12 protein-coding genes are annotated in these 12,994 nt (G+C 48.2%); 8 read left to right on the top strand and 4 right to left on the bottom strand.

From position 1 onward, the window contains the following. The first annotated feature begins 22 nt into the window (after positions 1-22). The 3 genes from LZD49_RS14505 to LZD49_RS14495 are packed head-to-tail and all read left to right on the top strand — an operon-like array spanning position 23 to position 2,379. Complete coding sequence (locus tag LZD49_RS14505) at positions 23-1,312, top strand: LVIVD repeat-containing protein (protein ID WP_234668285.1); 1,290 nt, start codon at positions 23-25, stop codon at positions 1,310-1,312. A 1-nt stretch (position 1,313) separates the two neighbouring features. Next, positions 1,314-1,892: a hypothetical protein gene (locus LZD49_RS14500; protein WP_234668284.1), complete on the top strand. Its 579-nt coding sequence runs from the start codon at positions 1,314-1,316 to the stop codon at positions 1,890-1,892. Positions 1,893-1,902: 10 nt separating this feature from the next. Further along, complete coding sequence (locus LZD49_RS14495) at positions 1,903-2,379, top strand: hypothetical protein (RefSeq protein WP_234668283.1); 477 nt, start codon at positions 1,903-1,905, stop codon at positions 2,377-2,379. A gap of 14 nt (positions 2,380-2,393) precedes the next feature. On the opposite strand, the gene LZD49_RS14490 is transcribed toward LZD49_RS14495, so the two are convergent. Beyond that, positions 2,394-3,515: a glycosyltransferase family protein gene (locus LZD49_RS14490; protein ID WP_234668282.1), complete on the bottom strand. Its 1,122-nt coding sequence runs from the start codon at positions 3,513-3,515 to the stop codon at positions 2,394-2,396. Between the two features lie 2 nt (positions 3,516-3,517). Next, positions 3,518-4,384 (bottom strand): UDP-2,3-diacylglucosamine diphosphatase, encoded by an 867-nt coding sequence (locus LZD49_RS14485; RefSeq protein WP_234668281.1) that lies wholly within the window; start codon positions 4,382-4,384, stop codon positions 3,518-3,520. A 172-nt stretch (positions 4,385-4,556) separates the two neighbouring features. On the opposite strand from LZD49_RS14485, the gene LZD49_RS14480 reads away from it, so the two are divergent. From LZD49_RS14480 to LZD49_RS14460, 5 genes are all read left to right on the top strand, one after another. Next, positions 4,557-6,029, top strand: a complete 1,473-nt coding sequence (locus LZD49_RS14480; RefSeq protein WP_234668280.1) for an energy transducer TonB — start codon at positions 4,557-4,559, stop codon at positions 6,027-6,029. Between the two features lie 137 nt (positions 6,030-6,166). Next, complete coding sequence (locus LZD49_RS14475) at positions 6,167-7,030, top strand: SPFH domain-containing protein (RefSeq protein WP_234668279.1); 864 nt, start codon at positions 6,167-6,169, stop codon at positions 7,028-7,030. A gap of 1 nt (position 7,031) precedes the next feature. Continuing rightward, complete coding sequence (locus tag LZD49_RS14470; RefSeq protein WP_234668278.1) at positions 7,032-7,214, top strand: Arc family DNA-binding protein; 183 nt, start codon at positions 7,032-7,034, stop codon at positions 7,212-7,214. 55 nt (positions 7,215-7,269) lie between these two features. After that, the gene (locus LZD49_RS14465; RefSeq protein ID WP_234668277.1) at positions 7,270-9,450 is read left to right on the top strand and encodes a DPP IV N-terminal domain-containing protein; all 2,181 of its coding nucleotides are present in this window, start codon (positions 7,270-7,272) and stop codon (positions 9,448-9,450) included. After that, on the top strand, positions 9,450-10,196 hold the full coding sequence (locus LZD49_RS14460) for a hypothetical protein (protein ID WP_234668276.1): 747 nt from the start codon (positions 9,450-9,452) through the stop codon (positions 10,194-10,196). Before LZD49_RS14465 ends, LZD49_RS14460 begins: the two co-directional genes overlap by 1 nt. A 53-nt stretch (positions 10,197-10,249) precedes the next feature. Here the strand turns inward: LZD49_RS14460 and LZD49_RS14455 are convergent, their stop codons facing one another. Together LZD49_RS14455 and hemB are read right to left on the bottom strand one after the other, a co-directional pair. Further along, the gene (locus LZD49_RS14455; RefSeq protein WP_234668275.1) at positions 10,250-11,770 is read right to left on the bottom strand and encodes a M28 family peptidase; all 1,521 of its coding nucleotides are present in this window, start codon (positions 11,768-11,770) and stop codon (positions 10,250-10,252) included. 89 nt (positions 11,771-11,859) lie between these two features. Next, positions 11,860-12,843 carry a porphobilinogen synthase gene (gene hemB / locus LZD49_RS14450; RefSeq protein WP_234668274.1) on the bottom strand — a complete coding sequence of 328 codons (984 nt, stop codon included), beginning with the start codon at positions 12,841-12,843 and terminating at the stop codon, positions 11,860-11,862. Positions 12,844-12,994: the final 151 nt, after the last annotated feature.

Genomic DNA, 12,994 nt, shown 5'->3' with positions numbered 1-12,994 from the left:
CTATCCTCTAAAACCTAACCGTATGAAACCTAAACTTTTACTATTAGGCGTCGTTGCCTGGCTTAGTTGGTCATGTAACGATCAATGCAAAGAGACGCGCGTTGTGCGCCGTTTTAGCACGGTAACGCATTCCCTGATGGAGCTCCGGACGATGGTGAAAGCGGAATCGCCCCGCGCGCTCGAACAGCCAGGGAAAATGTATGTGAAAGGTAAATATCTGTTTGTGAATGAAATTAAAAAAGGTATTCACATTATCGATAACGGAAATGCGGCCAGTCCCAAGTTTATAACCTTTATCAAGATACCAGGCAATGGCGATATCGCAGTTCGCGATAACATCCTTTACGCCGACAGTTTTTCAGACCTCGTCTCGATTGATATTACCGACCCAACCTCACCAAAAGAAGTAGGCCGAGTAAAAAATGTATTCAAGACCGGGCTTTTCGATGGTGGCGGCTGGTCACTCAATGAATCGGTGGGAGCGATCAACGACCAGAATGTTGAATGGGTAGAGGAAACAGTTACCGTAAATTGCGAGGAGAATGTTTCACCTACCTGGTGGTGGGGTGGCATTGTAGCATTTGCCGACAGGGCGTTTCTGAGCAATTCATCGGCTGCGTCGCCGCAGTCATCTTCCGGTGCAAACGGACAGGCGGGGTCCATGGCCCGCTTCGCGTTGGATCGCAATTTTTTATATGCTGTCGGACAGAATCAGCTGCACCTCTTCAATATCACGAAAGCAGCGCAACCGGTCGACTTTGCAACGGTTAATCTCGGTTGGGGTATCGAAACGATCTTTCCTTATGACAATAAGTTGTTTATCGGATCGTCGACGGGGATGTTTATTTATGACAACACTAATCCCGCAGAGCCTAAGCAACTTTCCACATTCCAGCACGGTCGCGCATGTGACCCCGTGGTGGTGAGCGGGGATGTGGCGTATGTTACATTACGCACCGGCACGGCGTGTGGAGGAGGGCAAAATCAGCTGGATCTTGTTGATATAAGTAATCCCGCAGCGCCGCAGCTTATTAAAAGTTACCAAATGGAAAACCCGCATGGTTTGAGTGTCGATTTTCCGACGCTTTTCCTCTGCGAAGGCGAGCACGGCTTGAAAGTATTCGATGTGGCCGACAAATTTTCAGTAGACCAGCATCAGTTGGCGCATTTCAAAGATATGCATGCCTACGACGTGATTTCTCTTGGAAAGACATTGCTGCTGATCGGAGAGGACGGTTTCTACCAATACGACTCTTCGAATCCGAAAAATTTGAAATTACTCAGCAAAATTCCGGTTGGCAGAGCGATTTGACATGAAAAAGATCGCATTACTAATGCTTATTCTGGCGGCTGTGAATGTAAATGCACAGACGGTGAGACGCGTAAAGTTTGTCAATCACACCGAGTTTGGTGGATTGTTTGGTCGGGTAAAGTATCAAAACCCTTATGTCGGAAACGAGGAGATTGTCGACAGCAAAACAAACCTGACGGTGCAGACATTTAACGGAATCCAACTAAACCGCAGTCTGTCGGCGGGCTTGACCTTGGGAATGGATTGGTATAAGGCGGCACTAGTGAATCCAATTGCCGGAGGTGTGCGGTACGACCTTTGTGGCCGCAAAAATGTGCAACTATATGGAACACTAGACGCCGGGTATGCATTCACCTGGTTTCATGATGATTCCGATGGCTTCAATACCAAAGGAGGGTTAATGGTCAACCCGGGACTTGGGATAAAGGTTGGTAAGCCGGGCGCGGCGGCATTCACCTTATCGCTTACTTATAAAAGGCAGGAAGCCCATGTGACGAAAGTGCCATTATGGGACCAGAAGGAACGTTTCGAAGATCGGGTTTATAACAGGCTCGCTTTGAGGTTAGGAATCAGTTTTTAAAATATATGCCATGAAAAGAATTACATCTTTGTTTGCTTTGGCTGTACTCATTGCACTAACCGCATTTGATTGCGAGAATGGCAGGGATTGCTGCGACCTCGGCCCTTGTTCTCAAATGGGGTCATTGAGTGGGACTTGGCGCCTCGACTATTTTCAGAACACCGCGACCGGAGCCGTTGACACAGACCCGGAAGTGAGTGGAAAAAGTGTGGTCTTCACTTTCACGGATGACACAAAGGAAGGGACTATTACCGGCCATACGTTCGTAAATACCGTTACCGGAAACTACGTGCTAGGGCAGGGCTGTACATTCCGGATCGTTAGTTTCGGCGGAAGCAAAGTCGGCGAGCCCGAATGGAGCCGGAAAGCGTGGTTTCCCTCCGATTCAACGGGTGGGAAGGGAAATTACCACGTCACATCGAATAAGCTCATCCTTAAATTCGATCAGAACCCTGAACAGTTTGTGTTCAGGAAGGAGAAAGAATAGCCCGGCGGGAAATGTCAGATTTCCGATTTCATTTTCCGTCTGACATTGATCGACTTCTCAAATTCGGCGATTTCCCGCACAAATACCTCCTGCCCGCGTTGATACCATGCCCTGAATTTTTCGGATTGGTCGATATGTTTGGGCAAATATTCGAAGATCACCGAGAGGTCAAATGATTTGGACATCACGCCAGCGCCGGAGATAACTCCGTCGATTGCATTGCATTCCTGCTCGAAATGATTGGGTACCGGCACCATCATCACGGGCTTGCCCAAATACATCGCCTCGCAGACCGATTCAAAACCTGCGGTCGTAACCAATGCACGGCAGGTAGCCAGCATTCGCAGGTATTTTTCGCTATTAATCTGGTGGAATGTCAGCGTTTCATCAAAAACGAATTCATCCGAAGCATCCGAATTATCCCAAAAGCAATGCAATTGCACCTCCGGATGTTTTAAATGCCATTCGACTACCTGTTTGCTTAAACTGTGGTGCGTCATATACACCAGTATGAAAGAGCCCTTGAGAGGCGTCAGGCGCGTCACCTCTTTGCGAAGTAATGGCGGCACCACGGTGATATTCAATTTCGGCGCGGAAGGGATTTCACGAAACGATAATGCAAGCTGTTTTGCCGAAAGCCATGACGTCGATTTGGAATTGAGATTCATCAGGAACCGGTTCAGGCCGCTGTTTTCAGGAAAAATGAATTTAGGATGAAGCAGCAGGTATTGGTGCGCAATGCACACCATCGGTATTCCTGAACGGTAGATCATGTTATAAAGCCCGCCGAAAGTATCATAAAAGCTTACGATCAGGTCGGGATTGATCTGTTTAACCGTTTGGTGAATGCTATGAAGACTTTTAAGATACTTAGGCAAATGAGCAAGGTGGGTAGCGATCGTGCGGCCCACATTCATACCGCCACCGTGTGCATTGTAAATAATGTTAGGGGCAGCGAAATGGTGTACCGGTGCGAATATTTGTTCCTGGAAAAACGAGGGAATATTCCGGCCCGGGGAAGTCCCAACCATTGCACCCACCACTTTATGTCCTGCACCCCGCAGGATCTGGCCGAGCGAAATGGCTTGCGTCAAATGCCCCCGGCCCTCTCCCTGAACCAGAAAAAGGATTCTCATAATTATAGATAGCGCTGTGTACGCCCCGTCAGAAAACCAGTGAATGCCACCTGCTTTTCCATGCCGGGGAAGTTTTCAACGACTTTTTTGGTATTTGCTTTCTTTACAGGCTTTTCGACGATCGTTTGCTGATCGTAGTATAGCAGGCTCCAGTTGCCATCGAAATCTTCGACCAATGCGCTCAGAGTCTCAACCCAGTCACCAGAATTCATGTATTTGATACCGTCAATCTCCCGAATGGCGGGGTGGTGAATATGCCCACATATTACGCCGTCGCAATTGCGCGAGCGGGCGAGTTCGGTGAGCTTTTCCTCGAAGTCAGTCATGTAATTGACAGCCATTTTCACCGATTGCTTCACACGTTGAGACAAAGAGTAATAGGAGAGGCCACGCCATGCACGGTATCTATTGTAAAATTTATTGACCCACAACAGGAACGTATAGCCAATATCGCCCAGGTAAGCGAGCCATTTTAAATGTGTAGTAATCGAATCGAAAACATCGCCGTGGGTAACGTAGAACCGTTGCGTGCCCGATGTCAGCACATAGTCCTTACGGATTTGGAAATGTTTGCCGAGGCGCAGGGGTATGATCTGATCCAGAAAATCGTCATGATTACCGCGGATATAGATCACTTTCGTGTTGTTTTCTTCTATCATTTTCAGAACGCGCTTGAAAAACAGCGTATGTTTGCGTTTCCACACACCATACTTTTTCAGTTGCCACGCGTCGATAATGTCGCCATTCAGGATCAGCTTTTTACAAGAGTAGCTTTTCAGAAAGTTGGTGACTTCTTCTGCTTTTGAACCTCCTGCTCCGAGGTGAATGTCAGAAATGATGATAGTCCGAAAGTGAGTTGTATCTCCCATGATACAAATTTTCTCATTTTATATTAACTGGATATTATTCGCAGGTTATCAGTAAGTTAAGTTTATTATCAAAATTAGTTCTACAAAACGATTTTGAAATATTTGCAGAGTAACTATGAGTTTATTTAAAAGAAAATATCCATTTTTACTGTTATCATAACTCATCAACCCAATGAAAAAGCTACTCACTCTTCTATTGTTTCTTAGTGCCCCCGGTTTTGCGCAAAAAGTATACTTACCACATGAAGTAGAGAAACAGGCGGAGCCTGGCGGGGGGCTTGTTGCGCTCAATCAGTTCATTAATTCCAACCTCGAAATTCCTTTCAAATCCTCTGTGGAAGGGGTGAATGGCAGAGTCTATCTTAAGGGTGTCGTGCAACCCGATGGCAGCATGAACCAGATTGAGGTTACGCGAGGCATCGATACGCTTTGCAATGCTGAGGCCGTGCGTGTATTGGCTCTTTATCGTGGCTGGAGGCCGGCTATGGTTGCAGGTGAGCGCGTATCGCAAGCAGTGTTTTTTCCGGTGACATTTAAAGCAAATGCAAAGCCGGGATATAATGCTGCGCGGCATGCGTTCGTCGATTATTTTGATAAGCAATTTAATCCCGCGGCTGATTCTACAATTGCGGAATACCGCCGCACGCTACCTGTGGATGACCGTGGTTTTGTATCGGGAAATGTCGCTTATGATGAGTTAAAAGGTAAAAAATGGAAAAAGCTGGGCGAAGCCAAATTTGCCAAAACGCAAATTCGCTATAAATCGCGTTTTGTAAACCCGAATGCCGATTCAATTCCTGCATACCGGATTTCCGCACGTGATTACAATGAAGGCAGTCACGCAGCAGAGGTTACATTCAACTCCGATGGCCGTAAGCTTTCGTATACAGACTACGGAGTGAATGGAAAAGCATCGCTTATCAAGGATTATGACCTAAATGGCATGGTAAGGCGCCAGCAACTCCTGACCGATTCGCTCGTTACGGACGTTTACTGGGACCCCAACGGGCAAATACGGGCCCACCGGGATTTCCCGATAAACAAAATGGGTGTGAAGGACAATCCATACCTGATGAATGCCTGGGGGCCTGATGGAACCCAATATGTGAAGAACGGAGATGGCTATTGGCGCGCTGTCGGGGAAACGCCGCACGGTAAATGGCTTTTCGAGCAAGGGAAGGTTGTGGATGGTATCAAAGATGGAAAATGGATCGGGAAGCTGGCCGATAGCACGCAATACTACGAGGAAATTTATGATTTGGGACAGTTCAAAAGCGGCGTAGCATGGGTAAACGGTGAAAAAACGGAATATGCCAAGCCACAGATCCAACCCGAGTTTAAGGGTGGTATCAAAGAATTTTACAAATTTCTTGCATCAAATATCCGCTATCCGCCGACTGCCGCGAAAAATGGTGTTACAGGTCGCGTAATGCTTTCTTTTGTGGTTTGTGAAGATGGCTCAATGTGTGACTATAAAGTCGAAAACAGGGTGGGTTATGGCCTCGACGAGGAAGCGCTACGCGTGGTTAAGTTAATGAACGGAAAGTGGGAACCCGGGGAGCTGCGGGGTGAGAAAGTAAAGGTTAAATACAATGTGCCAATTAATTTTCAGATGGAAACTCAGCGCATTGTTCAATACAGATAATTTAACAGGTTCTACCACTTGTCCCTTCCCGAAGCCGGTTACCGGCTCCGGGAATTTTTTTGTCCCAAATATCCTAAGAAGTTGTAAGGAGTTTGATAATATTGTGATATCAATCTAATATCAAAAATAAACCAACTATGATCGAAAAAGAATTACGCTCCATGTCCGGCTATCTGCTGTTTGTGATCGGCCTACTGCTGCTGTTTGGCGGCTTTGTGAGTATCTTCTCGGGAGGGAACCCGCTTACGGGAGGTCTTATTAGCGCGATCGGGTTTATCACTTTGATCGGCCTGACAGTCATTAACCCAAATGAGGCTGTCGTAACGACGTTTTTTGGTGACTATATGGGGACGATGAAGCAGAATGGTTTACGCTGGGTGAACCCGCTTTTTCGCAGAAAGAAAATCAGCCTCCGCGCACGCAACCTGAACGGCCAGAAACTCAAAGTGAATGACAAGCTCGGTAACCCCATCGAAATCGCAGCGGTGGTTGTATGGCGGGTTGGCGATACGGCCAAGTCATCTTTTGAGGTAGATGACTATGTAAAATATGTGGAAATACAGTCAGAGGCGGCGGTGCGGCACTTGGCGGGCATTTACGCCTATGATTCGATGGAAGACGAGGAAGCCAACATTCAGGAAGTGACCCTGCGCGACGGCAGCGGTAAGATCAACGAAATGCTAGAAGCCGAGCTCACCGAGCGGTTAAGCCGTGCAGGGATCGATGTGCTCGAATCGCGGATCAGTCACCTTGCGTACGCACCTGAGATCGCAGGCGCAATGCTGCAGCGTCAGCAGGCATCGGCGGTGGTCGCGGCCCGTCGCCAAATCGTGAATGGCGCGGTTGGTATGGTGGATATGGCGTTGGCCATGCTTTCAGAGAAGGGCATTGTCCAGCTTGACGAGGAGCGCAAGGCGGCGATGGTGAGCAATTTGTTGGTAGTTTTGTGTGGTGAGAAAGCGGCGACACCCATCTTGAACGCCGGTACCCTGTATCCATAATATGGCGGAGAAAAAAGCATTCGTATTGCGGATTAATCCTGATATGCTGCGGGAACTTGAAACTTGGGCACAGCAGGATTTTCGCAGTCTGAACGGGCAGATCGAGTTTTTGCTGAGCGAGGCATTGAAAAAACAAAGACGCTCAAAACCAAAGGGAAGCGGTGATGAAGGTGTAAAAAAGTAATTAAAATGTTAAAATTGCACTCATATAGTTGTCGTACTAATTTTTAAAGGCTCTTATGAAGCAAGTAATCAGGACACTTTCATTAACAATCCTTTCTTTTCAGCTTTTTGCGCAGATTCCGGGCACATTCCAGTGGTTACCCGACGGCAGCGGCTTCCGCGACGTAAGCGAAGGCGAGATCGTGGAGGTAACATTACCCGCCTATCAGGAAAAAATCATCGTTTCGTCGGCCCAGCTGACCCCTCAGGGTGGTAATGCATTACCGATCCGGAGCTACACCATGAGCAAAGCCGGGGATAAGGTGTTGGTTTATACCAATTCAAAGCGTGTGTGGCGGTACGATACCCGCGGGGATTACTGGGTATTCGATATTACCTCCAAAACTTTGAAGCAACTAGGAAAAGACCTTCCGGAATCGTCGCTGATGTTTGCGAAATTCTCGCCGGATGGCAAGAAAGTCGCTTATGTAAGCAACCATAATGTTTATGTGGAAGACCTTGCAGCCAATACCGTCAAACCGCTCACTACCGACGGGACTGACCGGGTGATCAACGGGACTTTTGACTGGGTGTATGAAGAGGAGTTCGACTGCCGTGACGGTTTCCGTTGGAGCGACGACAGCAAATCCATCGCCTACTGGCAGCTCGACGCGCGCAAGATCCGTAATTTCCTGATGATCAATACGACGGATTCCATTTACTCATTCAATGTGCCCGTCGAATATCCGAAAGTAGGCGAAACGCCTTCGCCATACAAAATCGGCGTGGTGGACGTTGCTTCGGCCCAAACGAAGTGGATGAACATTCCCGGCGACCCGCAAAATACTTACGTACCGCGTATGGAATGGTCGGGCTTACCGAACGAGCTTGTGATACAGCAGCTGAACCGTAGGCAAAACGAAAGCACATTAATGTACATCAATACCACTGACGGAAGCGCAAAGCCATTTTATACAGAAAAAGACGAAGCGTGGATCGATATTAAGAGCCGTTGGGAAAACGATCCGGTAGGTTGGGACTGGATCAATGGTGGTAAAGAGTTTTTGTGGGTAAGCGAAAAAGATGGCTGGCGCCACACCTACCGCATCAGCCGCGACGGAAAGAAGGAAACATTGCTCACCGTTGGGAATTTTGACATGATCAGCCCCGTGCGGATCGATGAAAAGAGCAATGCTTACTACTTCATGGCCTCGCCCGACAATGCGACACAAAACTACCTGTACAAGGCTTCCCTCGACGGCAAAGGCACGCCGGTGCGCATTACACCTGCCGATCAGTCGGGAACGCACAGTTACGACATCTCGCCTCTCGCCAAATTCGGAAGACACCAGTTTTCGAACGCCAAAACTTCTCCATTGGTAGAATGGCTTTCGTTGCCGAAACATGTCTCAATCGATCCGAACAACTCCATTGCACAATCGAAGGACAAGATCAATGCTTCCAAAATCAATATCGAGTTTTTTAGGGTGAAAACGGAGGAAGGTGTAGAAGTGGACGCCTGGATGGTGAAGCCGACGAATTTTGATGCCAACAAAAAATACCCGATCGTATTTACGGTGTATGGAGAAGCTGCCGGAAGTACCGTAAAAGATGTTTGGGGAACTGGAAAGAGCAGTTTATACAAAGGCAGCATGGCCGACGACGGCTACATTTACGCCTCCATCGATAACCGTGGCACGCCTTCACCTAAGGGAGCAAAGTGGCGTAAGGCGATCTACCGTAAGCTGGGTCGGCTTAATATCAAGGATATGGACGGTGCAGCTACCGCAATGTTCAAACAATTTGCGTTCATCGATACTAGTCGCGTGGCCGTACACGGGTGGAGCGGTGGAGGTTCGTCGACTTTGAACCTGCTTTTCCAATATCCGCACCATTTCAAAACCGGTATCGCAGTGGCCGCAGTGGCTAACCAGCTTACTTACGACAACATTTACCAGGAGCGATACATGGGCATTCCGAAGGAAAATCTCGAAGATTTCGTCGCTGGTTCGCCCATCACTTATGCCAAAAACCTGCGAGGTAACTTGCTGTACATCCACGGCACCGGCGACGATAATGTGCATTATCAGAATGCCGAAATGCTGGTCAATGAGCTGATCAGGGCTAACAAGGTGTTCCAGTTCATGCCTTATCCAAACCGCTCTCATAGCATTTCGGAAGGGGCCGGAACTTCGCAGCATTTGAAATCGCTGTTTACGGATTATTTAAAAAAGAACTGCCCTCCGGGAGCCAGATAATGATAGGGAAGATATTATGTACGATAAGTCTGATCGGACTGTTACCACTAGGCTGCCTCGCGCAGGTTAGCGAAGGCACGAAGGTCGGGATTAATACCGGAACAGGGCTGAATGCACCGAGGTCGGGGGTCTTCTGGACTTCGCCAACCAATACTTCGGGAGTTGTCGGCGATTTCTATATCGATTCACTCTGGCGTGAAGGAAACGTGAAATTGGCAAAGGCCGTCGCGCAAATAGGTGGCCATGAATCAGATACCATTGCAGGCGTCGATATACGTTACAATGTCCTCAACGACGAGCTGGAAGTGCTGGCCGACAAGGCCAAGAAGGACGTCAGGGTGATCCGTGGGAGCCAATTGAAAAGTTTCAAAACCGACAATGGGGTGGGAGCTGTCGAATACGTTAATCTCGCGGCGCGTGATCCGAAGGGTGAGCTGAAAGGGTTTGGTGCATTGCTGGCCTCTGGGAAGATTTCGTTTGTGAGGGCCTACAAACCGAAGATCACCAAGCCGAACTATAACCCCGGATTTGGAACGGGAGAAAAAAATACGATCGTACGACTTACATCAGAGTATTATCTGCTGACGGATTCCGGAGCGCAGAAAATAAGTTTGAGCAAAAAAAGCCTGCTGCCGCTCTTAGCTGACAAGAAGGCGGATATCGAACAATTTGTAAAAGAACATAACCTGGATTTCAAGGATGAGGCGCAAGTCACGGGCCTTGTTCGTTTCTACAATTCGAAATAAGCAAAAAGGCCTCTGAATCACTTCAGAGGCCTTTTTAACTTATAACTTATCAATTACTTTCCGTACAACTTCTTGGCAGCCGGTTCGTATTTATCGCCAGCGCTCCACTGCGGTGCGGCTTTACGATCGGCAATTAACCGGGTGGCGTAAGTATATGCCTGGCTGAATTTCAGCAAATAGTTGAAATCTATGGTTTCAGGATTATCAGTTACCTGGTGATAATTTTTCATGATATCCCCATTGAATTCCTTGAAGCCTGGTGTGAAGGTCGGTGCCGGGATACCTTCTTTGGCAAAACTAACGTTATCCGACCGATCAAAAAGCCCCTGCTCAGGAGATGGATCGGCAAAAATACCCAGGCCAAATGCTTTGCAGGCAGTCTCGATCTCCACGCGTGCGCCGGTGCGGTCGAGGCCCATTACCGATACGATCGTGGTGTCGTTATAACCTGCGCCGTCGGAGTTCATGTTGAAAATGCATTTATTCAAAGGCATGATCGGGTGGGAAGCATAGTATTTGCTGCCAAGCAGGCCCACTTCCTCGCCAGTCAAGGCTACAAGGACGATCGAACGCTTCGGCGGGTTTTTGGCCAATGCTTCCGCGGCAGTCAACAATGCGGTGGTACCGAATGCGTTGTCGCGGGCACCGTTGAAAATGCTGTCCTCGGGCGTATAGGTCTGTCCGCCCTGTTTACCCACACCCACATGATCATAATGCGCGGAAAGCAGAATGTATTCTTCTTTCAGTTTGGGGTCACTTCCAGGAATGTATCCAGCCACATTGTAGCTGTAAATCGGCTTTGCTACTCTTCCGGAAGTTTTAAAAGTTACTTCTTTGACTGCGCGGAGTGCACGTGCATATTTGGCTTCCTTGCCATTCACCCACGCGTGCGGGATCGTTTTGGCATCAGAGCCCTCGGCCAGCGAAATTTTCTCACCTGAAAAAAACTTGCTTACGACATTCCAGGGCACCGGCGCGTTGAATAGCTCGATTACCGCAATGGCACCTTTGTCCATCGCTATTTTGCGTTTTTCGGCAGAAGTAGCAAAGATTTCCGAGGGCGTTTGTGTTTCCGGCGTTCCGCTCTCCACCAACACGATCTTGCCTTTTACATCCAGACCCTTATAGTCGTCCCAACTTTTAGTCGTATTTTCCAGACCAAAACTCGCGTAAACGATAGGCGCTTTCAGATCGGCGGCTTCTCCGGCCATAAGGAGCCAGTCGGTGCCGCTTTTCATAATTTCGGCGTCCGCAGCAATTTCGCCCGCGCCATTAGCGCCCATTTTTTCAAATGGTACTCGCTGGAAGTAGCTCGAAGTACCGCTTTCGGTATTGCCAGGTACAGGCACTACACCCAATTTCCGGAATTGCTCGGCAATGTAGCGGGCTGCCACGAAGTTCCCCTGCTCGCCGGTTCGCCTGCCCATGAGCTCATCGCCTGCCAAAAACCGCATGTGCGCCTCAGGTTCCGATTTTTTGATCTGGAATTCAGGCAATGACGAATTCTTTTTTTGTGCCGTACCGGGGAGGGTTAATGCAAGCCCGAGTGGTAGCAGAAGTAATGATAATTTCATGACTGTTGTTGAATGATACAAAAAGAAAATGTGAAGATGTAAGATAATCAGACATCTTCACATTACTATATGACAGATTTTGGAATTCGTTACCGTTTGTTCAATATCACGGCTGCTTCTTTCGCGAAGTAAGTCAGAATGCATTTGGCACCGGCACGTCGAATACTCGTAAGTACTTCCATCATGGCACGTTCGCCATCAAGCCAACCGTTTTGTGCGGCTGCTTTAACCATCGCGTATTCACCTGACACGTTGTAAGCAGCGATTGGAATGTCGAAATTTTCGTCCAGCAAGCGGATAATGTCCAGGTACGACAATGCGGGTTTAACCATGAGCATGTCCGCACCTTCTTCGAAGTCCAGTTGGGCTTCGAGCAATGCCTCACGCTTATTGGCAGGGTTCATTTGGTAAGTTTTTTTGTCCCCAAACTTCGGAGCCGATTCCAATGCATCACGGAAGGGGCCATAAAATGCGCTGGCATATTTGGCAGAATAGGACATAATGCTTACATCCGTAAAGCCGTGCGCATCCAGATGTCGGCGAATGTAACCTATACGGCCATCCATCATATCGCTGGGGCCGAGAATGTCAGCACCGGCTTTGGCCTGGGCCAGCGACATATTTGCCAAAATTTCTAACGTGGCGTCGTTCATTATCTTACCGTTTTCCACCAGTCCGTCATGACCATCGGAACTATATGGGTCCATAGCCACGTCGGTCATGATCACAAGTTCGGGGAACTGTTCTTTAATGGCAGTGATAGCTTTTAGGTAAAAAGTGTCTGGGTGATAGCTCTCGGATGCAAAACGGTCCTTCTTGCGTTCCGGATAATTGGGGAAAAGATCAATGGCTTTGATTCCCAGGTCGGTCACTTCTTTGAGTTCTTCGAGCAGGTTATCGAGCGAGTAGCGGTAAATGCCAGGCATTGATTTGACCTCCGATTTCTGCCGCGTTCCTTCTACGACAAACATGGGGAAAATGAAATCAGACACCTGCAAATTGGTTTCCTGAACCAGATCACGCACACCGGCGGACTTTCTATTGCGTCGCGGACGACGGGATAATTGGATCATTTGGTATTCGGCGATCAGCACTGGGCCGTCGGCTTTTAAAGGGAATCAGAAAGAAATATCAAAGGAAAAACGACACAAAGAAAACGAGAGTTTCCCAAACCCCTCCTTTTCTTACCTAACCCTGCATTTGTAACCCCTCTTCCATCCACCT

This window comes from Dyadobacter sp. CY261 (genome assembly GCF_021440085.1).
In the GTDB taxonomy this organism is placed as follows: domain Bacteria; phylum Bacteroidota; class Bacteroidia; order Cytophagales; family Spirosomataceae; genus Dyadobacter.
The sequence above is the reverse complement of the archived record's forward strand: the minus strand, read 5'-3'. Positions and strand labels throughout refer to the sequence as shown.

Bases quoted from the DNA above. Each gene is read 5' to 3' on its own strand.
- LZD49_RS14505 (WP_234668285.1), top strand. From the start codon at position 23: ATGAAACCTAAACTTTTACTATTAGGCGTCGTTGCCTGGCTTAGTTGG.
- LZD49_RS14500 (WP_234668284.1), top strand. From the start codon at position 1,314: ATGAAAAAGATCGCATTACTAATGCTTATTCTGGCGGCTGTGAATGTA.
- LZD49_RS14495 (WP_234668283.1), top strand. From the start codon at position 1,903: ATGAAAAGAATTACATCTTTGTTTGCTTTGGCTGTACTCATTGCACTA.
- LZD49_RS14490 (WP_234668282.1), bottom strand. From the start codon at position 3,515: ATGAGAATCCTTTTTCTGGTTCAGGGAGAGGGCCGGGGGCATTTGACG.
- LZD49_RS14485 (WP_234668281.1), bottom strand. From the start codon at position 4,384: ATGGGAGATACAACTCACTTTCGGACTATCATCATTTCTGACATTCAC.
- LZD49_RS14480 (WP_234668280.1), top strand. From the start codon at position 4,557: ATGAAAAAGCTACTCACTCTTCTATTGTTTCTTAGTGCCCCCGGTTTT.
- LZD49_RS14475 (WP_234668279.1), top strand. From the start codon at position 6,167: ATGATCGAAAAAGAATTACGCTCCATGTCCGGCTATCTGCTGTTTGTG.
- LZD49_RS14470 (WP_234668278.1), top strand. From the start codon at position 7,032: ATGGCGGAGAAAAAAGCATTCGTATTGCGGATTAATCCTGATATGCTG.
- LZD49_RS14465 (WP_234668277.1), top strand. From the start codon at position 7,270: ATGAAGCAAGTAATCAGGACACTTTCATTAACAATCCTTTCTTTTCAG.
- LZD49_RS14460 (WP_234668276.1), top strand. From the start codon at position 9,450: ATGATAGGGAAGATATTATGTACGATAAGTCTGATCGGACTGTTACCA.
- LZD49_RS14455 (WP_234668275.1), bottom strand. From the start codon at position 11,770: ATGAAATTATCATTACTTCTGCTACCACTCGGGCTTGCATTAACCCTC.
- hemB (WP_234668274.1), bottom strand. From the start codon at position 12,843: ATGATCCAATTATCCCGTCGTCCGCGACGCAATAGAAAGTCCGCCGGT.